The organism is Streptomyces sp. NPDC029169 (genome assembly GCF_055563935.1).
Window position 1 is genome coordinate 1 of sequence record NZ_JBVHXA010000007.1, and the last position, 21547, is coordinate 21547.

Annotated in this window: 19 protein-coding genes; 10 read left to right on the top strand and 9 right to left on the bottom strand. The window is 70.1% G+C overall.

Going from position 1 to position 21547, the window contains the following annotated elements; genetic code table 11:
• Window positions 1-132 precede the first annotated feature (132 nt).
• Entirely contained in the window at window positions 133-1209 is a 1077-nt protein-coding gene (locus ACZ4VI_RS15050) for a trypsin-like serine peptidase (RefSeq protein WP_467999649.1), read from the bottom strand.
• A 444-nt stretch (window positions 1210-1653) separates the two neighbouring features.
• On the opposite strand from ACZ4VI_RS15050, the gene ACZ4VI_RS15055 reads away from it, so the two are divergent.
• Window positions 1654-2157: a hypothetical protein gene (locus ACZ4VI_RS15055; protein WP_467999650.1), complete on the top strand. Its 504-nt coding sequence runs from the start codon at window positions 1654-1656 to the stop codon at window positions 2155-2157.
• A 143-nt stretch (window positions 2158-2300) separates the two neighbouring features.
• On the opposite strand, the gene ACZ4VI_RS15060 is transcribed toward ACZ4VI_RS15055, so the two are convergent.
• Both ACZ4VI_RS15060 and ACZ4VI_RS15065 read right to left on the bottom strand, forming a co-directional pair.
• Window positions 2301-2510, bottom strand: a complete 210-nt coding sequence (locus ACZ4VI_RS15060; protein ID WP_467999651.1) for a DUF397 domain-containing protein — start codon at window positions 2508-2510, stop codon at window positions 2301-2303.
• Window positions 2507-3382: a helix-turn-helix domain-containing protein gene (locus tag ACZ4VI_RS15065; protein WP_467999652.1), complete on the bottom strand. Its 876-nt coding sequence runs from the start codon at window positions 3380-3382 to the stop codon at window positions 2507-2509. Before ACZ4VI_RS15065 ends, ACZ4VI_RS15060 begins: the two co-directional genes overlap by 4 nt.
• A gap of 154 nt (window positions 3383-3536) precedes the next feature.
• Here ACZ4VI_RS15065 and ACZ4VI_RS15070 point away from each other — a divergent pair, with 154 nt between their 5' ends.
• From ACZ4VI_RS15070 to ACZ4VI_RS15085, 4 genes are all read left to right on the top strand, one after another.
• Window positions 3537-3971, top strand: coding sequence for an ATP-binding protein (locus ACZ4VI_RS15070; protein ID WP_467999653.1), 435 nt, complete (start codon window positions 3537-3539; stop codon window positions 3969-3971).
• A gap of 244 nt (window positions 3972-4215) precedes the next feature.
• Complete coding sequence (locus tag ACZ4VI_RS15075) at window positions 4216-5079, top strand: helix-turn-helix domain-containing protein (protein WP_467999654.1); 864 nt, start codon at window positions 4216-4218, stop codon at window positions 5077-5079.
• Window positions 5080-5183: 104 nt separating this feature from the next.
• Window positions 5184-6068 (top strand): RpnC/YadD family protein, encoded by an 885-nt coding sequence (locus ACZ4VI_RS15080; RefSeq protein ID WP_467999655.1) that lies wholly within the window; start codon window positions 5184-5186, stop codon window positions 6066-6068.
• 30 nt (window positions 6069-6098) lie between these two features.
• The gene (locus tag ACZ4VI_RS15085) at window positions 6099-6326 is read left to right on the top strand and encodes a hypothetical protein (RefSeq protein ID WP_467999656.1); all 228 of its coding nucleotides are present in this window, start codon (window positions 6099-6101) and stop codon (window positions 6324-6326) included.
• 78 nt (window positions 6327-6404) lie between these two features.
• Here the strand turns inward: ACZ4VI_RS15085 and aspS are convergent, their stop codons facing one another.
• A complete protein-coding gene (gene aspS / locus ACZ4VI_RS15090; RefSeq protein WP_467999657.1) occupies window positions 6405-8228 on the bottom strand; it encodes an aspartate--tRNA ligase in 1824 nt (607 codons plus the stop codon).
• Window positions 8229-8366: 138 nt separating this feature from the next.
• On the opposite strand from aspS, the gene ACZ4VI_RS15095 reads away from it, so the two are divergent.
• Entirely contained in the window at window positions 8367-10586 is a 2220-nt protein-coding gene (locus ACZ4VI_RS15095; protein WP_467999658.1) for an ATP-binding SpoIIE family protein phosphatase, read from the top strand.
• Window positions 10587-11301: 715 nt separating this feature from the next.
• On the top strand, window positions 11302-12120 hold the full coding sequence (locus tag ACZ4VI_RS15100; protein WP_467999659.1) for an oxygen-binding di-iron domain-containing protein: 819 nt from the start codon (window positions 11302-11304) through the stop codon (window positions 12118-12120).
• Between the two features lie 21 nt (window positions 12121-12141).
• Here the strand turns inward: ACZ4VI_RS15100 and ACZ4VI_RS15105 are convergent, their stop codons facing one another.
• Window positions 12142-13203: an AI-2E family transporter gene (locus ACZ4VI_RS15105; RefSeq protein WP_467999660.1), complete on the bottom strand. Its 1062-nt coding sequence runs from the start codon at window positions 13201-13203 to the stop codon at window positions 12142-12144.
• Window positions 13204-13382: 179 nt separating this feature from the next.
• Window positions 13383-14345 carry a pirin family protein gene (locus ACZ4VI_RS15110; RefSeq protein ID WP_467999661.1) on the bottom strand — a complete coding sequence of 321 codons (963 nt, stop codon included), beginning with the start codon at window positions 14343-14345 and terminating at the stop codon, window positions 13383-13385.
• A gap of 131 nt (window positions 14346-14476) precedes the next feature.
• Here ACZ4VI_RS15110 and ACZ4VI_RS15115 point away from each other — a divergent pair, with 131 nt between their 5' ends.
• Window positions 14477-14971, top strand: a complete 495-nt coding sequence (locus ACZ4VI_RS15115) for a hypothetical protein (protein ID WP_467999662.1) — start codon at window positions 14477-14479, stop codon at window positions 14969-14971.
• Between the two features lie 87 nt (window positions 14972-15058).
• Here ACZ4VI_RS15115 and ACZ4VI_RS15120 read toward each other — a convergent pair whose 3' ends face one another.
• Window positions 15059-15514: an SseB family protein gene (locus ACZ4VI_RS15120; RefSeq protein WP_467999663.1), complete on the bottom strand. Its 456-nt coding sequence runs from the start codon at window positions 15512-15514 to the stop codon at window positions 15059-15061.
• Between the two features lie 49 nt (window positions 15515-15563).
• Window positions 15564-16001, bottom strand: a complete 438-nt coding sequence (locus ACZ4VI_RS15125; protein ID WP_467999664.1) for a BP74-related protein — start codon at window positions 15999-16001, stop codon at window positions 15564-15566.
• 272 nt (window positions 16002-16273) lie between these two features.
• On the opposite strand from ACZ4VI_RS15125, the gene ACZ4VI_RS15130 reads away from it, so the two are divergent.
• Entirely contained in the window at window positions 16274-18103 is a 1830-nt protein-coding gene (locus ACZ4VI_RS15130; protein ID WP_467999665.1) for an acyl-CoA dehydrogenase, read from the top strand.
• Window positions 18104-18291: 188 nt separating this feature from the next.
• Entirely contained in the window at window positions 18292-19581 is a 1290-nt protein-coding gene (locus ACZ4VI_RS15135) for a M18 family aminopeptidase (RefSeq protein WP_467999666.1), read from the top strand.
• Between the two features lie 23 nt (window positions 19582-19604).
• Here ACZ4VI_RS15135 and ACZ4VI_RS15140 read toward each other — a convergent pair whose 3' ends face one another.
• Window positions 19605-21392 (bottom strand): NHL domain-containing thioredoxin family protein, encoded by a 1788-nt coding sequence (locus tag ACZ4VI_RS15140; RefSeq protein WP_467999667.1) that lies wholly within the window; start codon window positions 21390-21392, stop codon window positions 19605-19607.
• Window positions 21393-21547 lie beyond the last annotated feature (155 nt).

The window sequence follows — 21547 nt, forward strand, 5'->3', positions numbered from 1 at the left end:
GCACCCACCCCATACGACAACGTCGGCCTTCAAGACCACAACCAGGTCTCGAAGGCCGACGTCACGCACAGGCCCCGGATTTGCCAACAGCATCCGGGATGCTCGGGGCCCCTTCGTGTCGGCTGCCGGCGGCTAGCTCAGCGTGTTGGCAGTGTTGATCGTGTTCGCCGACTTCGAGTCGTACTCGCTGGAGAAGATGTCGTCATCGACGCGGGGGTCCCCCTCGTAGTGCGAGAAGTTCGCGACGATCCTCGGGTTGGTCGTGGACTTGCCCCAGATCCACGGGCCGCCGGATGAGCCCTTGCCCTGGTCGCAGTCCATCTCCTTGCGGTCGTCGATGAACGGGTCGTAAGGACCGGCGTCGATGGTGTTGCCGTAGCAGTAGAACATCCGCTCACCGATCATGTCGGTGCGGTTGTAGCCCTCGCCCGGGTAACCCGCCGCGTAAATGTCGTCGTACTCCTCCACATTCTCGGCGAAGTAGTAGCCGAGCGCACCAACGTTGTCCTGCAGCTTCCCGCGGGTCGGGTGATCGTTCAGCACGAGGGCCGCGTAGTCGGCGTCGAACATGTCGCCGTTGTCGATCCAGTCGTCGTTGACGACCTTGTACTTGACGGTCCACGCGCCATAGGGGGCGGCCCCGTCGCGGTAGCCGGGGATGAAGTACATGTCGTTCATGAACCCTGCGGAACCGGTGCCGTCACCCATGTGTGCGCAGTGGGCGGCGGTCCACAGGGTGTTGCGGTTGTTGGAGACGATCACAGAGGCGCTGCACTTGGACTCGGTGGTCGCACCGGGCTTCTTGAAGAACAGCTTGCCGACGATGGAGTAGGACGGCTGCGTGGTGTAGGGGACTTCCTGTGCGACGGCGACCTCGGCGGCGGCCATCGGCGTCATCGTGCTGGTGGTGGTGGTGGTGGTCTTCTTCGGCTTGGCTGCGGATGCGGAGGCGAAGATCCTGCCAGTGCCGGAGGTATGGCTGTCGCCGTTGGCGGTGTGCTTTCCCCTGTTGGTGGGGGCGAGTTCCTTGGCGTTCTTCAGGCGCTCTGGTGTCCAGTACTCGCGTATCTCGCGGTCGGTGCTGGTCTCTTCGCCGATGGTGACGCCGGCGGGTTCCTTGGGCTGCTGGTTGGATGCGGCCTGGGCGTTGAGGGGGACGAGGGCGAGGGCCGCGGCGGTAGCGACGAGTACGGGGCGCCGGATGCGCATAGCTCGTGATCCCTTTCTGTTGTGGATCTTGAGCGTGCATCCAAACATGCTGGTGAGCGGGTAAAGGTGTCGCTCTCGTAGAGGGACCGAGTTGATCAAGAGCCGAGTGTGAAGCTGTCCTGGCAGCGGACTTGGTGGACGCGATGGCGCTGTTGTTGGAGGTGCGTCAGGGGAGTCGTGCGAGGTCACTCCCGCCGCCAGAGGCACGCCTTCGGCACCCGCCCACTGACCGGATCGGCCCGCATCCGGAGGCCGCTGATGGCGAGATCCCGGGCCGGCTGGAACGTCTCGCGCAGTCCCGACCGCGTGATCCACGCGGGTCGCGGCACCGCTGGTGAAGGTTCTTACACTGAGGCGTGCACCGTCCTCGCCGGGGCGAGATCGCTGGTTGAGCGGGGGCGACTTCGTCCGCCAGGCACTGATCGACACACTGGAGAACTGGACGTGACAGGCATTGGATTTCTCGCCTCTTTCATCACCACTGGAAAGCTGCACGGGATCGGCATCGGCTCGACACTGGGCGACGTCGATCGGGCTTTCCACCATCCCTTCGTCGACGTTGTCGGCGAAGAGGGAACGTGGCTGCGGCGAGACTCCGGACTTATCGAGTTCGCCTTCAACCCAGCGCCGGAATGGGTCATGGCCACCGCATCCATCCAGCTACATCGCCTGGCGTCGGACGGCGACTTGGCACGGGAATGGGCGCGGAACATGGGGATCGAGTTTCCTCGATACATGTCCTGGGAGGAGTTGCAGGACGAACTCTCCCGCACCCCGGACGCCCTGGAGTGGAAGGTCACCGACCAGGGCGGATTTCTCGAGTACCGCGCAGCACCCTCGAACGTCTCCATCCTCGCCGTGGACGACGAGGATGAGGAGCGAGGCTATCGGGTCGGTCACGGTGACGTATGGAGTCTTGATCTGTGGGCGCCCGTTCAGGCGGGCTGACGTGCCTGCCCGGCATAGGGGGTGTGGGGGCGCTTCGATGACGGGGGGCTCTTTCCCCCGGTCGGACGCCCGGTTCTGAGCCGTACGATCACGTGCCCCGCGTCCTGCGACAACCAGGCGCGGGGCGTGTGTAGTTGGGGATGTCAGCTGCGCGACGCGTACGACACGAAGCCCGCCCAGGCGCCCGGAGTGAGCGCGAGCTGAGGGCCGTCGAGGCACTTGGAGTCGCGGACGTGGATCGTGCCGGGGGTGGGGGCGACCTCGACGCAGGAGTCGCCTTCGCTGCTGCTGCTGTAGCTGCTCTTGAACCACGTCAGTTCGGAGGTGTCCCCGGCGGAGGCCTTGCGGATCATGTCTCTCCCAGCAGTTGCTCGATGCGGGCGGTGGACTCACGGGGAGTGAGGGCCTGAGTCCGGATGATGCCATAGCGCAGTTCCAGGATACGGAGCTGTTTCGGGTCGGTCACCGGTCGGCCGTTGGCAACGGCCGGCGAGCGTCCGACGACCGAGCCGTCCTCGAACTTCAGCACCTCGATGCCGCCTGCCAGTCCGGCGTGCTCCTCGCGGTCCATCGGCATCACCTGGAGCTCGACGTTCCGCAACTGCCCGACCTCCAGCAGGTGTTCCAGCTGGGAACGCAGCAACCCCCTCCCGCCCAGCGGACGCCGGAGCGTCCACTCCTCCAGGACGAAGCTGAGTTCCGGTGCGGGGTCCCTCTCGAAGACGGCCTGCCGAGCCACGCGGCCGGCCACCATCCGCTCCACGTCGTCCTGCGTGTACGCCGGACGACGCATCAGGAGCAGTCCGCGTGCGTACTCCGGTGTCTGCAACAGGCCGTGGATGTTGAGCGGGTCGTACAGCTGGAGCTCCACCGCTCTGGCCTCCAGCATCGCCAGGTCCCGTACTTTCTTCGGGTACCGGACCTTCGCCACGTCCTCCTTCATGGCCGCGACCTGCCCGCCCGCGCCCAGGACCTCGTCCGCCTTGTCCAGGAATTCGGGCCTCGGGATCCGCTTCCCGCCCTCGATCTTGTAGATCATGTCCTCGCCGTAGCCGACCGCCTCGCCGAAGTCGGCGGCCCGCATCCCTACCGCCTCCCTCCGCAGCCTCAACTGCCGTCCTACGGTGGCGACGACGGCCACACCCCAGTCGTCGTCCGGGTCCACCTCCCAGCCCGGTTCGTCCGCCTCGGTCTTGAGCCGTCGTACCTCGCCGTCCACCGACATGCCGTACCCCTCCGTCGTGCCTCCATGTCGCGACGCCCCTACCCGTCGGACGGGTCCCGACAGCCCGGACAGCAGTGGACAAGCCTCGGACAGTCACCCTACGCATCGGCGTCGTCACTGTTCACGGTACGGGCGGGCCGCCACGCTCGGTGACATGAAGCAGAACATCGCCATCCAACTCACGTACCCGACACGTCACTTCAGCGTCCAGTTGTCCCCTACGCCACGCGGAGCCCGCCTCGCCCGGCTGCTTGCCGTCGAGTGGCTGCGCACTTGGGAGGTGCCGTACCGCGTCAGTGAGGCCGCCGAGCATGTCGTCGCCGAGCTCGCCGCGAACGCGGCCACTCACGGCAGGGTCGCCGGCCGGGACTTCCGTCTCGCGCTCCTCGCCCAGGCGGACACCCTCCGTATCGAAGTCACGGACACCCGGGGTGACGACCTCCCTCGGCTCGGGCGCGGGCGTGGGCTGCTCCTCGTCGAGGCGCTCGCCGACCGGTGGGGCGTCGGACTCGGTCCCGTACCCCGGAAGACCGTATGGGCCGAACTCGACCTGCCACGCACCGGAGTCCGTGAATGCGGACGTCGGTGAGGCCGACGGTCTCCCCAAGGACGACGAGAGAGAAAGAAACCGGACCAGGCCCCACCCCTCCTCCCCGCTCAGGCCGGACTCACTCACTTGAGTGAAAAAGACCAACTCGGCTGGCTTTGGGACGGGTTGCTTGATCTACGCTCAGCGCGACACACCACATCACTGCCGACATGGGTCGGCCCCCGCCGGGAGTGCGAATCCCATTGCGAGGGCCTGACCACCGAGGAAGTCTGGACCCTTCCCGATGGATACTCAGAACACTAGCGTGCGCCCGCACGCCCAGTCCCGTAACAGCGGGAAAAGCCACCCGAACCGGCGCTGCGGCGGCGTCATCCACGACAACGCCCGCCACACCACCCGCTTCACGGTGATCGGCAACCACCTCGCCCAGCATGCCGAGTTGTCGCTGCTGGCCATCGGCCTGGCCGTTCACATCCAGTCCCTCCCCGGCGGGGCCCAGATCGACATCGGGACCCTTGCCGCCCGCTTCCCGGAGGGGAAGACCCGGATTGCCGCAGCCCTGCGCGAGTTGGAGGCCCACGGCTATCTGCGCCGTACCCGCGTACGCACCGAGGAGGGCCGCATCGTCACCCGTACGGTCTCCTGCAACCAGCCGGGGCGGACCGGCGACGGGGGCGGGGACGAGCCGAGGCCCCAGCCCCCGCCCCGGCGGGCCGCCGACAAGCCACCGCGCCGCCGCGCCCTGCCCGCCGTACCGCAGCCCGCGTATCCCGCCCCCGACCTGCTCCAGACCGCCATCGGAGTCCTCGCCGGCCTCCGCCGCGAGGACCCCCGCCTACTGCTCTCCGCCACGGACACCGAACACCTCGCCCCCGGAGTCGCCGCCTGGCTCGAACGCGACCTCACCCCCGAGGCCGTCCACCGCGCCCTGACCTCCGACCTGCCGCCGGAACCCCTCCAGCGCCCGGCCGCACTCCTGGCCCACCGCCTCGCCGCCAAACTCCCGCCCCTGCCGCCGTTCCGGGCCCCGGGCGTGCTCCATCCCCTCCAGAACTGCGACGTCTGCGACCTCGCATTCCGCGCGGCCGAACCCGGCCGCTGCCGCGGCTGCCTGACGGAATCGACCGAGGCTCACCCCTCCGGGTGAACATCGCCAACTGACCTCAGTCCGGACCGCGTTGCCCCCTACGCTCGCCACAAGCCACGCCTTGGCATGTGCCAGAGGCAATCCCCAATCTCACAGGAACCCCTATGGTCAGCTCGCCCCACGAGGCGATGCACCGCATCTTCCAGGAACACCCGGGACTCTTCTCCCGAGTATCAGAGGTGCTCGGCGTCGACTTCGCCTCGCCCACCTCAGTCACCATCCTGCCCAACGACCTCACCGAGACCCGCCCCCTCGAACGCCGCGTCGACACTCTGCTGCGGCTCGAAACGGAGGATGACGGGTCCTTCCTCCTCGCCGTCGAGGCCCAGGGCAAGAAGGACCCGGACAAGCCCGCCAGCTGGGCGTACTACGCCTCTTACCTGCTCACCAAGTACCGGTTACAGCCCATGCTGCTGGTCGTCTGCCAGGACCGCGCGACCGCCGAATGGGCCGCACGCCCGGTCCGCTTCGGCCCTCCTCAGTGGCCCCTGCTCACTCTGTGCCCGCTGGTCGCGGGGCCGCACAACATGCCGGTGATCACCAACCCCGCCGAAGTCCGAAAGGACCTCGCGCTCGCCACCCTGTCCGCGATCACCCACGCCACGAGTCCGGACATCGGGGCCATACTCAAAGCGATGACACATGTGCTGCCGGACACACCGGCAGAACTCGCCAACCCGATCATCGAACTCATCGCACAAGGCCTGGGCAAGCACCCATCCGCAGAACTCTGGAGGAAACTGGTGGCCGTGGACCTCTCTTTCTACAAGTCGCCCCTCTCCGAAGAACTCCGAGACGAAGGCCGAGCTGAAGGCCGGGCCGAGAGCCGCGCCGAGGACGTACTCGACGTCTTCGACGCGCGGGGCATCGACGTCCCCGACGACGTACGGGAACGCATCACTAACTGCGACGATCTCGAACTGCTGCGGCGCTGGCTGCGCCGCGCCGTCACCGCGCCCACGGCGCACGACGTGTTCGGCGATGAGTAGCCGGCGACGAAGCACGGAGGATCGGCAACTGTGGACCGCTCCTTCTACAAGTCGTGGCTCGCCGAGGAGATCCGCGCTGAAGGCTACCTGTGCCAGGCCGTCGAGGACGTACTGACCGTCTTCGACGTGCGCGGCATCGACGTCCCCGACGACGTACGCGAGCGCATCACCACCTGCGACGACCCGGGCCTGCTGCGGCGCTGGCTCCGCCGCGCCGTCACCGCCTCCTCCGCCGAGGGGATCTTCGAGGACGCGTAGCACTCGCGCCGCTCACGCAAGAACGCTCGGCTGGGACACCCCAGCCGAGCCTTCTCGCGTGAACCAGTTACGGCCTCGTCAGCCGCGCGCCGCGTCCGGGTGGACCGCCTCGGTGATCGGGCGCTCGGGCGTCGGCTTCTCCTTGGCGACCGGCTTGCGGAGCTGGAGGTTCAGCTCCTTCAGGCGGGACTCGTCGAGTTCCGTCGGGGCGCCCATCAGGAGGTCCTGGGCGTTGCCGTTCAGGGGGAAGGCGATCGTTTCGCGGATGTTCGGCTCGTCGGCCAGGAGCATCACGATGCGGTCCACGCCCGGGGCGATGCCGCCGTGCGGCGGGGCGCCGTACTCGAAGGCGCGGAGCATGCCCGCGAACTCGGCCTCGACCGTCTCGCGCGAGTAGCCCGCGATCTCGAAGGCCTTGAACATGATCTCGGGCTCGTGGTTCCGGATCGCGCCCGAGGAGAGCTCGATGCCGTTGCAGACGATGTCGTACTGCCAGCCGAGGACGTCCAGCGGGTCCTGGGTCTCCAGGGCCTCCAGGCCGCCCTGCGGCATGGAGAACGGGTTGTGCGAGAAGTCGATCTTGCCGGTCTCCTCGTCCCGCTCGTACATCGGGAAGTCCACGATCCACGCGAACCGGAAGACGTTCTCCTCGAACTGGCCGGCGCGCTTGGCGGCCTCGACCCGGACCGGGCCCATGATCTTGGAGACCTCGTCGAACTCGCCCGCGCCGAAGAAGATCGCGTGGCCCGGCTCCAGGCCGAGGCGCTCGGTGAGGACCTTGACGTTCTCCTCGGTCAGGAACTTGGCGATCGGGCCCGTCAGCGCGTTGCCCTCGCCCACGCGCACCCACGCCAGGCCCTTCGCGCCCAGCGAGACCGCGAAGTCACCCAGGGAGTCGAAGAACTTGCGCGGCTGGTCGCCCGTGTTCGGGACGGCCAGGGCACGCACGTGCTTGCCGGCGAAGGCCTTGAACTCCGAGTTCTCGAAGACGTCCGAGATGTCGACGAGCTCCAGCTCGGTCCGCAGGTCCGGCTTGTCGTTGCCGTACTTGAGCATCGACTCGCGGAACGGAATCCGCGGGAACGGGGACGTGACGTGCCGCCCGCCGCCGAACTCCTCGAAGAGCTCGGTCATGAGCTTCTCGATCGGCTGGAAGACGTCCTCTTGCTCGACGAAGCTCATCTCGACGTCGAGCTGGTAGAACTCGCCCGGCGAACGGTCCGCGCGGGCGTCCTCGTCGCGGAAGCACGGCGCGATCTGGAAGTAGCGGTCGAAGCCGGAGATCATCAGCAGCTGCTTGAACTGCTGCGGCGCCTGCGGAAGGGCGTAGAACTTGCCCGGGTTCAGCCGGGACGGGACGACGAAGTCACGCGCGCCCTCGGGGGAGGTCGCGGCGAGGATCGGGGTCGCCATCTCGTTGAAGCCGAGGGCCACCATCTTCGAGCGGATGGAGGCGATGACGGCCGAGCGCAGCATGATGTTGCGGTGCATGCGCTCGCGGCGCAGGTCGAGGAAGCGGTACTCCAGGCGCCGCTCCTCGTTCACGCCGTCGTCCATGTTGACGGTGAACGGGATCTGCTTCGCCGCGCCCAGGACCTCGACCTCGGCCGCCTCGATCTCGATCTCGCCGGTGGGAAGCTCCGGGTTGACGTTCTCCGCGCCACGCGAGACGACCTTGCCGTCCACGCGGACGACGGTCTCCTTCGTCAGCTTGTCGAGCACCTCGGCGGCGGCGGTGCCGGGCCGGGCGACGAGCTGCGTGATGCCGTAGTGGTCGCGCAGATCGATGAAGAGGATGCCGCCCAGGTCGCGCCGATTGTGCAGCCAGCCGCTCAGCCGGACGTCGGTGCCGACGTCAGAGGCGCGGAGCTCGCCGCAGGTGTGGGACCTGTACCGATGCATCGTCGTTCATCCAGTCTTCGGGATCCATGGGGGTGTGCCGCCGTGACGGCAGACCCATCAAGACTACCGGGAGACCCGAGATCGCATTTCGAATACGCTCAGTGGCGACCTGGAGTCCGATATTCATAAAGTAGGTCAATGCGCACCGAGGATGTCCTGGCCGCGATCGCGACCGGCCTGTGGCGCTGGGACAACGCCTCCGGGACCGTGACCCTCGACGCCGAGGCCGCCCGGCTCCTCGGCCTGCCCGCCGAACCGGCCCAGCTCACCGAAGCGGCCGTACGCTCCCGGTTTCATCCCGTCGACTGGAACGAGATCGACGGGGTCGTGAACCTCGCCGTCGCCGAAGGGACCCTCGCCGAGGCCCGGCTCCGGATCATGGACGGCAACGGACGGGTGATCCGTACCGTACGGAGCAGGTCCAAGCCGCTCATCGAGGACGGCGCCTACCAGCTCGTCGGCACCCTCCAGGAGGTCGCCGAGCCGCAGCCCGGCACCGCCGCCCGTACGCCCGTCACCGGCGACTGGCGCCGCTCCCGCGAGGCGTTCCTGCTCGACGCGGGCCGGGCGCTGGCCGAGGCCCGGTCGACCGCCGAGGTGCTCCGGGTCGCCGCCTCGCTCTCCATGCCGGGCTTCTCGCCCGACGGGCTCGCCGTCTTCGGGGTCGCCGGCGAGCGGCTGACGATCATCGGCCACCACGGGCACAACGCGGGCGACGAGGGCCCCTTCACCTCGATGTCGGTGGACACCGACTATCCGGCGGCCGAGGTCGTACGGACCGGGCGGGCGATCTATCTGCCGTCGCCGGACGAGTACCTGCGGCGCTTCCCGGTGACCTGGCCCCTGGCGCAACGATTCGGCAGGCAGTCCTGGGCCTACCTCCCGCTGATCGTCGCGGGCCGCACCATGGGCGCCTGGATGGCCGCCTTCAAGCACCCCGTCGCCTTCACCCCCGACGAGCGCTCCGTCCTCACCACCGTCGCCCGGATGCTCGCCCAGGCCCTCGCCCGCGCCGGTGTCGCCGAGTCCGAGCGCGAGCTGGCGCTGGGCCTGCAGCGCACGATGATGCCGGTCCTCGGCCCCGGGATCCCGGGGCTGCACGTGGCCGCGCGGTACGTCCCGACCGGCGGCGGGCTCCAGGTCGGCGGCGACTGGTACGACATGATCCAGCTGCCCGGGGGCCGTATCGCGCTCGTCATCGGCGACGTCCAGGGGCACGACGTCCGGGCCGCCGGGCTGATGGGCCAGCTCCGGATCGCCCTGCGCGCGTACGCCTCCGAGGGCCACCGGCCGGACGCCGTCCTCTCGCGCGCCTCGCGGTTCCTGTACGGGATCACCAGCGGGGACGGGGAGGGGGTGGACGGGTACGGGGCCGGGGACGGGGCGCATGAGAGCCCGGGTGGCCGTGCCCTGGACGGCGGCCGTGCCCCGGACGGCGGTCGGCCGGACGGCGGCCGGCCGGACGGCGGTCGGCCGGACGGCGGTCGGCCGGACTGGGGTCCCCGGTTCGCCACCTGCCTCTATCTGGAGATCGACCCGGTCGCCGGTGTCGTGGACATCGCCCGGGCCGGGCACCCCGACCCGGCGGTCCGGATGACCGACGGAACGGTTCTCCTGCGTCCCACGGCCGGCGGGCTGCCCCTCGGCATCGACCCCGACACCGACTATCCGACGACCCGGTTCACCCTGGAGCCCGGCGAGACCCTGATGATGTGCACCGATGGGCTCCTGGAGACCGGCGGCCACGACCTCGACAGCGGCTGGGAACGTATCCGCGCGCTGCTCGAAGGGCACGAGGGGGACTCCCTGGAGGACCTGGCCGACAGCCTCGTCGAGGCCGTCCACGGGCCCGGGTCCCACCACACCACTGGGCCGCTCGCAGACCGCCGCGAGGACGACATCGCGCTCCTGCTCCTGTCCCGCCAGGGCCCGACCGCCGTCCAGGCCCCGCGCCGCACGATGATGACCGTCGCCCAGGCGGAGCCGCAGCGGATCGCGGCCGCCCGCCAGCACCTGCGCCAGCTCCTGCACGACTGGCGGGACGAGGACCAGGTCGACTCGGCGGTCCTGATGGTCTCCGAGATGGTCACCAACGTCCTCATCCACACGGACGGCGACGCGCTCCTCGTCGCGGAGGTGACCTGCGCGGCGGACGCGCGGAGGCTCCGGGTGGAGGTCTCCGACGCCAGCGACGAGCTGCCGCACAAGCGGCACCCGGGGGAGATGGCGTCCTCGGGGCGGGGCCTGGTGCTGATGGAGATGCTGGCGCACGCGTGGGGCGTGGACCCGCGGGGCGAGGGCAAGTCGATCTGGTTCGAACTCCACGAGCCGGCATCGGAGAAGGGCTGCTGCGCGTAGCCGCGCCTGGGTGGGCGTGGCGCGGCGCGCAGCCGCGCCTGGCTTGGCGCGGGCGCGGTGGTCACCGCCGTCGTACCCGCCGCCGGGCGCAGCCGCCCTCGGCTGCGCACGGCGCGAGGGCGCGTAGCTGGCCCCCTCTGTACAAGGCGCGGACGCACAGCCGCCCCCGCTGCGCACGGCGCGGGCGCCCAGCCGGGGCCCGTCCAACACGCCGCGGGCGCGCAGCGCCCCCAGGCTGTGCACCGCGCGGGCGCGGTAGTCGCCCCGGCTGCGCACGGCGCGGCGCGCAGACGCCCCCGTCCGTACACGCCGGGAGCGCGCAGCCGCCTCCCGTCTGTACACCGCGCGGGCGCAGCCGCCTCCCGTCTCTACACCGCGCGGGCGTAGTCGCCTCGGGCTGTGCACGGCGCGGGCACGGTAGTCGCCCGCGGCTGTGTGCTGCGCGGGCACGGTAGTCGCCCGCGGCTGTGTGCTGCGCGGGCGCGCAGCCGCCCCCGGCTGTGCACGGCGCGGGCACGGTAGTCGCCCCCGTCTGTGAACACCGCGCGGGGCGCAAAGCCGCCCCCCGTCTGTTCACCGCGCGGGCGCACACCCGTCCCCCGTCTCCACACGCCGCGGGCGCACACCCGCCCCCCTGTGCACGGCGCGCGAGGCGCACCGGCGGGGAGGAGACTGGTGTCGTACCGCCGCCGCCGGGGGGACCACGGAGTTCGCCATGGACACCCACAGGGTCGGAAGCGACACCACCGTCCTGGCCGACAGCCTCGAAGTGCCGGGGATCGGTCACATACCCGCCAACGCCTACGTCCTCAAGGCCCAGGAACCCGTCGTCGTCGACACCGGGCTCTCGATAGCCGACCGCGACTTCGTCAACGCGCTCGGCTCGGTCATCGACCCCGCCGACGTCCTCTGGATCTGGCTCACGCACCCCGACCGCGACCACACGGGCGGCATCTTCGACCTGCTCGTGGCCGCGCCCCGGGCGAAGGTCGTGACCACCTTCCTCGGCGCCGGGATCATGACCACCGAGCGCCCGCTGCCGATGGACCGCGTCTACTTCCTCAACCCCGGCCAGTCCCTGGACGTCGGTGACCGCACCCTCGACGCCTTCCGGCCGCCGCTCTACGACAACCCGGCGACCGTCGGCTTCTACGACGAGAAGACCCGGATCTGCTTCACCTCGGACTGCTTCGGCGGGCCGATGCCCACCGCCGAACTCGCCGAGAGCGGGCACGCGAACGACCTCAAGCCGGAGGAGCTGCGGCAGACGCAGCTGCTGTGGGCGACCGTGGACAGCCCGTGGGTGCACATGGTGGCCCCGGGCAAGTACCGGGAGACGGTCGAGCCGCTGCGGGAGATGAACCCGGAGATCGTGCTCTCCACGCATCTGCCGCCCGCGGTGCGGATGACCGGCCAGATGGTCGACACGCTGCTGATGGCCCCGGACGCGGACCCCTTCGTGGGCCCGGACCAGGCCGCCCTGGAGAAGATGCTGGCGTCCTTCGAGCCGGGCGGCATGCCGGCGGCGACCTGACCACGTGCGGACGCCTCAGGTTCACTCCGGGGCGGACGCCTCCTGCGTCCCGTACCGGCCGCGCAGCTCGCCGATGACGCCGAACGCGGCCGCCGTGACCGGTACGGCCAGCAGCATGCCCAGGATCCCGGCGACGGACGCCCCGGCCGTGATGGCGAGCATGACGACCGCCGGGTGCATCTGCACGGTCCGGCTCTGGATCATGGGCTGGAGGACGTTCCCCTCCAGGACCTGCACGGCCAGGACGACGCCGAGGGCCCACAGCGCGATGACGAAGCCCCGGTCGGCGAGCGCGACGAGGATGGCGACGGCCCCGGAGAGGAAGGCGCCGAGGTACGGGATGTAGGCGGTGACGAAGACGAGCGCGCCGAGCCCGACGGCGCCCGGCACCCGCAGGATCAGCAGCCCGACGGTGATGAGGACGGCGTCGACCAGGGCGACGATGGTCGTCCCGCGCATGAAACCCTCGACGGCCTCGAAGGCGCGGCGGCCCATGGCCTCCATCGTGTCGCCGTTCGCGCCGGGGGCGATCGAGCGCAGAACCCCGGCCGCCTTGTCGGAGTCCCGGAGGAAGAAGAAGATCAGCAGCAGGGCGAGGAGAGCCATGGCGGCCACCTCGCCGACGACGCTGAGCCCGGAGATCACCCCGGAGGCGGCGGTCCCGCCGAACCTCTCGAGCAGCGCCTTCGCGTTCCTGGCGAGGTCGTCGAGCGAGGTGCCGGCCGCCCCCAGGTGCTCGGCAATGTCGACGGCGGCCTGCCGCACCGACGTGATGATCTGGTCGCCGGTCTCGATGAGCGCGACGACGACGATGTACGTGGCGCCGCCGACGAAGCCGAGGACCGCGAGGACGGTGAGCCCGGCGGCGAGCGACTTCCGTACCTTCATCTTCACCAGGCGCCGGTGGAGCGGCCCGAGGAGCGCGGTGCCGAGGATCGCTAGCAGGACGGGCGTGACGGCCGTCTGGAACACGACGCACAGCCAGATCCCGACGGCCGCGACCCCCGCGACGAGCAGCGCGACCACGCACCAGGCGGCGACCCGTCGGGCGGCTTCGGGGAGGAGGGGCCTCTGCGTCTGCACCCGTCCACCGGACCACGCCGCCCGGCGTGGCGTCCTGCGCTACGAGCCGGACGAGTGACGCCCCGTCAGAGTTCGTACGGGTACGGGGCGGGGGCAGGGGCGTGCGCCCGGCCCCGTACCTCTACTCGGGCGGGGGCAGGGCCGTGCGCCCGGCCCCGTACCCGTACCCGTAGTCGCTGTTACTCGCCGATCCCGTGCACCGCCGGGATCGTGCCGAGTCGGCCCGCCTGGAAGTCCTCGAAGGCCTGGCGGAGTTCGGCCTGGGTGTTCATGACGAACGGGCCGTAGTGCGCCATCGGCTCGCGGATCGGCTGTCCGCCGAGGACGACGACCTCCAGGTCGGGCGTGTGCCCGTCCTGCTTCTCGTCCGCCCGCACCGTGAGCGCGCCGCCCTTGCCGAAGACCGCGGTCTGGCCCGTGTGGACCGGCCTGCGCTCCGTACCGACGGAGCCGCGCCCCGCGAGCACGTAGACGAGGCCGTTGAAGTCCTCGCGCCAGGGCAGGGTCAGCTCGGCGCCCGGCCGGACGGTCGCGTGGATCATCGTGATCGGGGTGTGCGTGACGCCAGGCCCGGCGTGGCCGTCGAGGTCGCCCGCGATGACGCGGATCAGCGCGCCGCCGTCGGGGGAGGTCAGCAACTGGACCTGACCGCCGCGGATGTCCTGGTAGCGCGGGGCCATCATCTTGTCGGAGGCCGGCAGGTTCACCCACAGCTGGAGCCCGTGGAAGATCCCGCCGCTGACGACGAGGGACTCCGGCGGAGCCTCGATGTGGAGCAGGCCCGATCCGGCGGTCATCCACTGGGTGTCGCCGTTGGTGATGGTGCCGCCACCGCCGTTGGAGTCCTGGTGTTCGAAGATGCCGTCGATGATGTACGTGACGGTCTCGAAGCCGCGGTGCGGGTGCCAGGGCGTGCCCTTCGCCTCGCCCGGGCCGTACTCCACCTCCCCCATCTGGTCCATCATGATGAACGGGTCGAGGTACTGGTAGTTGATCCCGGCGAACGCGCGGCGCACCGGGAAACCCTCGCCCTCGAAGCCGGACGGGGCCGTGGTCACGGCGAGCACGGGGCGGGAGACGGCGTCGGCCGGGGCGGCGACGCGCGGCAGGGTGAGCGGGTTCTCGACAGTCACAGCGGGCATGGCGGGACCTCCTTGTGCGACTAGTTTAGTTGAACCATGAACTTCCTGCCACCCGGAACGCGGAGCGTCCCGAAGACATTCCCCGGAGCGGACCCAACCGTCACCGGCCGTCCGGCGTCCTACCGTCCGTGATGGATGCCCTGAACCCCGACGACGACCTGCCGGAGAACGGAGAGCACGGAGAGCACGGAGAGCACGAGGAGGGCGAGACCAGGCCCGGCCCGCTGTGGCGTCACGCGCTCTGGGGTGTGGCCGTCACCGTCTGCGGCCTCGGCCTGGGCTGGGCGGCCTCGATGTTCCGCCTGGGTTCGCCCGAGTTCGGCATCCCGAGCGCGGCCCCCGGCTCGCCTTGGCCGCTGCTCGCCGTATGCGGCGTCACGGGCCTGGCCGCCGCCGCGCTGCTGCGCGCCACGGCGGCGCGGATACCGGTCTACGGGCCGGGCCGGGTCTGCTGCGGCATCGTGTTCCTCAGCACCCGGCTGGCGCTCGCCTTCCGCCCGGAACCGTTGATCCTGGGCGCGGGAGCGGCCGCGGCGCTGCTGGCCGCCGCGGTGTGGTGCGCGTACGCCGGGTGGACACACCGGAGCGCGCGCAAGGCCGGCACCCGCCGGCCGGTCACTCTCTGAGCCGCTGCCCGCCGGCCGGTCACTCTCTGAGCCGCTGCCCGCCGACCGGTCACTCTCTGAGCGGCTGCCCTCTAGCCGTACATCCGGCTAGCCGTACATCCGGCGCATCGCGAAGTCGACCATCTGCTCCACGGCCTTCGCATCGAAGACCACCCGGTGGTCGCCCTCCATGTCGAGGACGAAGCCGTAGCCGGTCGGGAGCAGGTCGATCACCTCGGCGCCGGTGATGACGAAGTACTTCGACTCCTTGCCCGCGTACCGCCGCAGCTCCTTGAGGGAGGTGAACATCGGGATCACGGGCTGCTGGGTGTTGTGCAGGGCCAGGAAGCCGGGGTTGTCGCCGCGGGGGCAGTAGACCTTCGAGGTCGCGAAGATCTGCTGGAAGTCCTCGGCCGACAGGGACCCGGTCGTGAACGCCCGTACGGCGTCGGCGAGCGAGGGCGGCGACGGCTCGGGGTACAGAGGCGGCTGCTGCGCGTACCCCTGCTGCGGAGGCGGGGCGTACTGCTGCTGCGCACCCGGGTTCTGCTCGTAGCCGTACATGCCCCAGAGACTAGTCGGTGCGCATCCCCGCCCGCCGCCCCCTCCGGAGTTACGGGGCACTGACCTCACGGGTCAGCTGCGAGGTCCAGGGGCACCAGACGAGGCCCGGCAGGAAGGCACCGCCCGCCTCGTCGAGGTGGTCCTCGACGTACGGCATGGTCGCGTCGCAGACCTCGATGGCCACCTCGAAGAAGTCGACGGTCTCGGGCCGGAGGTGGTAGCTCCAGCGCGGGTTGTAGGGAGCGGGGCGCTTGTCGATCCGGCCGACGAGGTGCGGCCGCTCGCTCGTCTCGCCGCTGAGCAGGTCACGGGCGTGCTGGATCTTGGCGGGGTCGTCGATGCGTACGACGGCCGTCTCGCGGGTCACGTCCGTGAACTCGAAGTACGCCGGGTCCGCCGCCGTCGCGGGGGCGGACGAGGCCGCCGCGGTCAGGGCCATCATCGTGCCGGCCAGCAGGCCGCCGAGCTTCACGAAGGAACGTCGCATGAGTGATACCTCCGGTTCGTGTGAGCGCACGTGATCTTCATGCGCCGTCACGGACCGTAGCGGCCCGGTTACGCGACACACCCGGGCGGAACGGATCATTCCCCGATCCGTGGGCGAGCCGCCCGCAACCCTTGACGCAGCGATTGACGTCACAGATGTCGGATAGGGGTTGCTTCTTATTACCCGCGGGTAGCATCATCGGAGAGAGCATTAGCTACTCGCTGGTACGTGTACGAGGAACCTGCCTCCCCGAGCCTTACGGAGCCGTCGCCATGGGGCACTACAAGTCGAATCTCCGCGACATCGAGTTCAACCTCTTCGAGGTACTCGGGCGCGACAAGGTGTACGGCACCGGTCCGTTCGAGGAGATGGACGTCGAGACCGCCAAGAGCGTCCTGGAGGAGCTGACCCGCCTCTCCGAGAACGAGCTGGCCGAGTCCTTCGCCGACGCCGACCGCAACCCGCCGGTCTTCGACCCGGAGACCAACACCGCCCCGGTCCCGGCGAGCTTCAAGAAGTCGTACCAGGCCTTCATGGACTCCGAGTACTGGCGGCTCGGCCTGCCCGAGGAGATCGGTGGCACCACCTCCCCGCGCTCCCTGATCTGGGCCTACGCGGAGCTGATCCTCGGCGCCAACCCGGCCGTGTGGATGTACTCCTCCGGCCCGGCCTTCGCCGGCATCCTCTTCACCGAGGGCAACGAGGCGCAGAAGAAGATCGCGCAGATCGCCGTCGAGAAGCAGTGGGGCTCCACCATGGTCCTCACCGAGCCCGACGCGGGCTCGGACGTCGGCGCGGGCCGTACGAAGGCGATCCAGCAGGAGGACGGCTCCTGGCACATCGAGGGCGTGAAGCGCTTCATCACGTCCGGCGAGCACGACATGTCGGAGAACATCCTCCACTACGTCCTCGCCCGCCCCGAGGGTGCAGGGCCCGGCACCAAGGGCCTCTCCCTGTTCCTCGTGCCGAAGTACCACTTCGACTGGGAGACCGGCGAGCTGGGCGAGCGCAACGGCGTGTACGCCACGAACGTCGAGCACAAGATGGGCCTCAAGGCCTCCAACACGTGCGAGATGACGTTCGGCGACCAGCACCCCGCCAAGGGCTGGCTGATCGGCGACAAGCACGACGGCATCCGCCAGATGTTCCTCATCATCGAGTTCGCCCGCATGATGGTCGGCACGAAGGCGATCTCCACCCTCTCCACGGGCTACCTCAACGCCCTGGAGTACGCCAAGGAGCGCGTCCAGGGCACCGACCTGGCGCAGTTCATGGACAAGACCGCCCCCAAGGTCACCATCACGCACCACCCGGACGTCCGCCGCTCGCTGATGACGCAGAAGGCGTACGCGGAGGGCATGCGCTCCCTCGTCCTCTACACGGCCGCCGTGCAGGACGAGATCCAGCTCAAGGAGGCCGCGGGCGAGGACGCGAAGGCCCAGATCGGCCTGAACGACCTGCTGCTGCCGATCGTGAAGGGCTACGGCTCCGAGAAGGGCTACGAGCAGCTCGCGCAGTCGCTCCAGACCTTCGGCGGCTCCGGCTTCCTGCAGGAGTACCCGATCGAGCAGTACATCCGGGACGCCAAGATCGACACCCTCTACGAGGGCACCACGGCCATCCAGGGCCAGGACTTCTTCTTCCGCAAGATCGTCCGCGACCAGGGCGCGTCCCTGAACGCGCTGGCCGAGGAGATCAAGAAGTTCCTCGCGGTCGGCACCGGCGGCGAGGAGCTGGCCGGCGCCCGCGACGCGCTCGCCAAGGCGGCCGTGGACCTGGAGGGCATCGTCGGCACGATGCTCACCGACCTCACCGCCACCGGCGAGGACGTCAAGAACATCTACAAGGTCGGCCTCAACACCACCCGCCTGCTGATGGCCTCCGGCGACGTGGTCGTCGGCTACCTGCTGCTGAAGGGTGCGGCCGTCGCCGCCGAGAAGCTGGCCGCCGGCGCCTCCGCCAAGGACCAGGCCTTCTACCAGGGCAAGATCGCGGCCGCGAAGTTCTTCGCCGCGAACGTCCTGCCGGGCGTCTCCGCCGAGCGCGCGCTCGCCGAGGCGGTCGACGGCTCGCTGATGGACCTGGACGAGGCCGCGTTCTAGTACCGCTTGGTACGACGCGCCACGTCCATGAAGGAACGGCTCGCTCCCGGGGAGGGGAGTGGGCCGTTCCGTCTTTTCCGGGGTTCTTCAGGGTTCTTCAGGGGTTCTTCAGGGGTTCTTCGGGGTTGGTTCTTCGGCGTTTTTCGGGGCCCCGACTCCGGAATCCGGGGCGTGCGTAAGGTGAACCCATGACGAGCACCGCCCGCTTCGACCGCGGCCACACCGACGACCTCATGACCTTCCTGGCGGCCTCCCCGTCGCCGTACCACGCCGTGGCGAACGCCGCCGAGCGGCTGGAGAAGGCCGGCTTCCGACAGGTCGAGGAGACCGCCGCCTGGGACGGGACGACCGGCGGGAAGTACGTGATCCGCGGGGGCGCGCTCATCGCCTGGTACGTACCGGAGGGCGCGACGCCCCACACCCCGTACCGGATCGTCGGCGCCCACACCGACTCCCCCAACCTGCGCGTCAAGCCGCAGCCCGACATGGGTACGCAGGGCTGGCGCCAGGTCGCCGTCGAGATCTACGGCGGGACGCTGCTCAACACCTGGCTCGACCGCGACCTCGGCCTCGCGGGCCGCCTCACCCTGCGGGACGGCCGCCACCACCTGGTGAACGTGGACCGCGCGGTGCTGCGCGTCCCGCAGCTCGCCATCCACCTCGACCGCCAGGTCAACGACGGCCTCAAGCTGGAGCGCCAGCGCCACATGCAGCCGATCTGGGGCCTCGGCGCGGTCCACGAGGGCGACCTGATCCGCTTCGTGGCGGAGGAGGCGGGCGTCGACGCCGAGGACGTCAGCGGCTGGGACCTGATGGTCCACGCCATCGAGGCCCCCTCCTACCTCGGCCGCGACCGCGAACTCCTCGCGGGCCCCCGGATGGACAACCTGATCTCCGTGCACGCGGGCGTCGCCGCCCTGGCCGCCGTATCGGCCCGGCACGACCTCCCGTACATCCCGGTCCTCGCCGCCTTCGACCACGAGGAGAACGGCTCCGAGGCCGACACCGGCGCCCAGGGCCCGCTGCTCGGCAACGTCCTGGAGCGCTCCGTCTACGCCCGCGGCGGCGCCTACGAGGACCGCGCCCGCGCCTTCGCCGGCTCGATCTGCCTCTCCTCCGACGTCGGCCACGCCGTCCACCCCAACTACGCGGAACGCCACGACCCGACGCACCACCCGCGCCCCAACGGCGGCCCGATCCTCAAGGTGAACGTCAACCAGCGCTACGCCACCGACGGCAGCGGCCGGGCGGTGTTCGCCGCGGCCTGCGAGAAGGCGGGCGTGCCATGGCAGTCGTTCGTCTCCAACAACGACATGCCCTGCGGCACGACGATCGGCCCGATCACGGCGGCCCGCCACGGCATCAGCACGGTCGACATCGGCGTCGCCTGCCTCTCGATGCACAGCGCCCGCGAACTGTGCGGCGCGAACGACCCGTACCTCCTCGCGAACGCCCTGGTGGCCTTCCTGGAGGGCTGAGCCTCCCCGGGCAGGCGCCGGGCCTAGGCGTCCATACCCGCGAGGATCAGCGGGAGCCGGGCGGCGCCGCCGTCGGTCACCTTCACCGGGACGCCCCAGTCCTGCTGGTGCACATGGCAGGCCGGGTACTCGTTGGCCGGGTCGTCGTCGCAGGAGGCGGCCATGGCCGACACGTGCAGGACGCCCTCGGTGATCTCCGGGTTGATGTCGAGCTCCCGGAACAGGTCCGTGCCCGTGCCCTCGCCGCCGAGCAGCAGCTCCGGCGGGGTCGAGGAGACGAGGAGCCGGGTGGAGGGGCCGTAACGGTCGTCCAGCTTCTGGCCCGTCGGCGCCTGGAAGACCACGTCGAGCCGGAGCCGGCCGGGCGCGACCTCGGTGGCCTCGCGCCGGGTGCGGTGGGCGACCGCCTCGACCTGGACCGCCTCCTCGGGCAGCCGCAGCCGGGTCAGCCGGTGCCGGGCCGACTCGACGACCACGATCTCGTCGCCGACGAGAACGGCGTCGCTCGGCTCGCGCAGATCGGTGGCGAGCGTCGTCACCTCGCCGGACGCCAGGTCGTAGCGGCGCAGGGCGTGGTTGTACGTGTCGGAGATGGCGACCGACCCGTCGGGGAGGGCCGTGACGCCCAGCGGGTGCTGGAGCAGGGCCTGGCCGGCGGCGCCGTCGCGGTGGCCGAAGTCGAAGAGCCCGGTGCCGACGGCGGTGTGGACGATGCCCTCGGTGTCGATCCACCGCAGGGCGCTGGTCTCGGAGTCGGCGATCCATAGCCGGTCCTCGGTGGCGGCGAGCCCCGAGGGCTGCGCGAACCAGGCGTCGTCGGCCGGCCCGTCGACGAGCCCCTCGTTCGTCGTACCGGCCGCGACCTGGACGGTGCGCGTCTCCGGGTCGTACGTCCACAGCTGGTGGACACCGGCCATCGCGATCCACACCTTGCCCTGCCACCAGGCCACGTCCCACGGCGAGGACAGGTCCACGTCGAGGGCGCGGCCGGACGTCGGCGAGCCCTGCCACCACTGCTTCCCGGTGCCGGCGATCAGCTCGATCGCGCCGGTCGCCGGATCGAAGGTGCGCAGCGCGTGGTTGACGGTGTCGGCGACGACGACCTTGCCGTCGGGGAGCAGCGCGAGACCCTGCGGCTCGCGGAACGCACCGTCCCCGATCCGCCGCACCACGGTCTCCCCGTCCGGCTCCAGCTCCACGAGCTCGTGGCGGGTGGTGTCGGAGACCAGGAAGTTGCCATTGCCGAGGAGGACGACCTTGCCGGGGAAGCGCAGGTCGGTCGCGACCGGCTCCGGCGGCACGTACGGCCCGTCCCCGCGCCGCAGCGTCCCCTTGGCCTCGTGCTCGGCCTCCAGCTCCTCGACGAGCGTCCGGATCGCGTTGGCGTGCCCCTCGCCCGCGTGCTGGGCGACGACGTACCCCTCGGGGTCGATGACGACGAGCGTCGGCCAGGCCCGTACCGCGTACTGCTTCCAGGTCGCCAACTCCGGGTCGTCGAGGACCGGGTGGTGCACCTCGTACCGCTCGACGGCGTCGACGACGGCCTGGTGATCGGCCTCGTGAACGAACTTCGGCGAGTGCACGCCGATGATCACGAGCGTGTCGCGGTGCTCCTCCTCGAGTTCGCGGAGCTCGTCGAGGACGTGGAGGCAGTTAATGCAGCAGAAGGTCCAGAAATCAACAACAACGCACTTACCTCGCAGGTCGGCGAGCGTGAGCTCCTTGCCTCCGGTGTTGAGCCAGCCGCCCTTGCCGATCAGCTCGGGAGCACGGACACGGGCACGGCGGCGGGACGCGGAGGCATCGTTCATGCTTCAAGCTTGCCATCCGCCCGTGAACGCAGGATCACGCAGGTAAGAACCGCCTGCTCAGGGCGTGCACTCCACCGCGGCGACTTCCGAGACTCCCGAAGGTACGTCATGTGACCGTCCGGCCGGTGTGCTGGATCAGAGGTAACCGGGCGAGA

Coding starts and splice junctions, on each gene's coding strand:
- ACZ4VI_RS15050 (WP_467999649.1), bottom strand. CDS start 1,209: ATGCGCATCCGGCGCCCCGTACTCGTCGCTACCGCCGCGGCCCTCGCC.
- ACZ4VI_RS15060 (WP_467999651.1), bottom strand. CDS start 2,510: ATGATCCGCAAGGCCTCCGCCGGGGACACCTCCGAACTGACGTGGTTC.
- ACZ4VI_RS15065 (WP_467999652.1), bottom strand. CDS start 3,382: ATGTCGGTGGACGGCGAGGTACGACGGCTCAAGACCGAGGCGGACGAA.
- ACZ4VI_RS15070 (WP_467999653.1), top strand. CDS start 3,537: ATGAAGCAGAACATCGCCATCCAACTCACGTACCCGACACGTCACTTC.
- ACZ4VI_RS15075 (WP_467999654.1), top strand. CDS start 4,216: ATGGATACTCAGAACACTAGCGTGCGCCCGCACGCCCAGTCCCGTAAC.
- ACZ4VI_RS15080 (WP_467999655.1), top strand. CDS start 5,184: ATGGTCAGCTCGCCCCACGAGGCGATGCACCGCATCTTCCAGGAACAC.
- aspS (WP_467999657.1), bottom strand. CDS start 8,228: ATGCATCGGTACAGGTCCCACACCTGCGGCGAGCTCCGCGCCTCTGAC.
- ACZ4VI_RS15095 (WP_467999658.1), top strand. CDS start 8,367: ATGCGCACCGAGGATGTCCTGGCCGCGATCGCGACCGGCCTGTGGCGC.
- ACZ4VI_RS15100 (WP_467999659.1), top strand. CDS start 11,302: ATGGACACCCACAGGGTCGGAAGCGACACCACCGTCCTGGCCGACAGC.
- ACZ4VI_RS15110 (WP_467999661.1), bottom strand. CDS start 14,345: ATGCCCGCTGTGACTGTCGAGAACCCGCTCACCCTGCCGCGCGTCGCC.
- ACZ4VI_RS15115 (WP_467999662.1), top strand. CDS start 14,477: ATGGATGCCCTGAACCCCGACGACGACCTGCCGGAGAACGGAGAGCAC.
- ACZ4VI_RS15120 (WP_467999663.1), bottom strand. CDS start 15,514: ATGTACGGCTACGAGCAGAACCCGGGTGCGCAGCAGCAGTACGCCCCG.
- ACZ4VI_RS15125 (WP_467999664.1), bottom strand. CDS start 16,001: ATGCGACGTTCCTTCGTGAAGCTCGGCGGCCTGCTGGCCGGCACGATG.
- ACZ4VI_RS15130 (WP_467999665.1), top strand. CDS start 16,274: ATGGGGCACTACAAGTCGAATCTCCGCGACATCGAGTTCAACCTCTTC.
- ACZ4VI_RS15135 (WP_467999666.1), top strand. CDS start 18,292: ATGACGAGCACCGCCCGCTTCGACCGCGGCCACACCGACGACCTCATG.
- ACZ4VI_RS15140 (WP_467999667.1), bottom strand. CDS start 21,392: ATGAACGATGCCTCCGCGTCCCGCCGCCGTGCCCGTGTCCGTGCTCCC.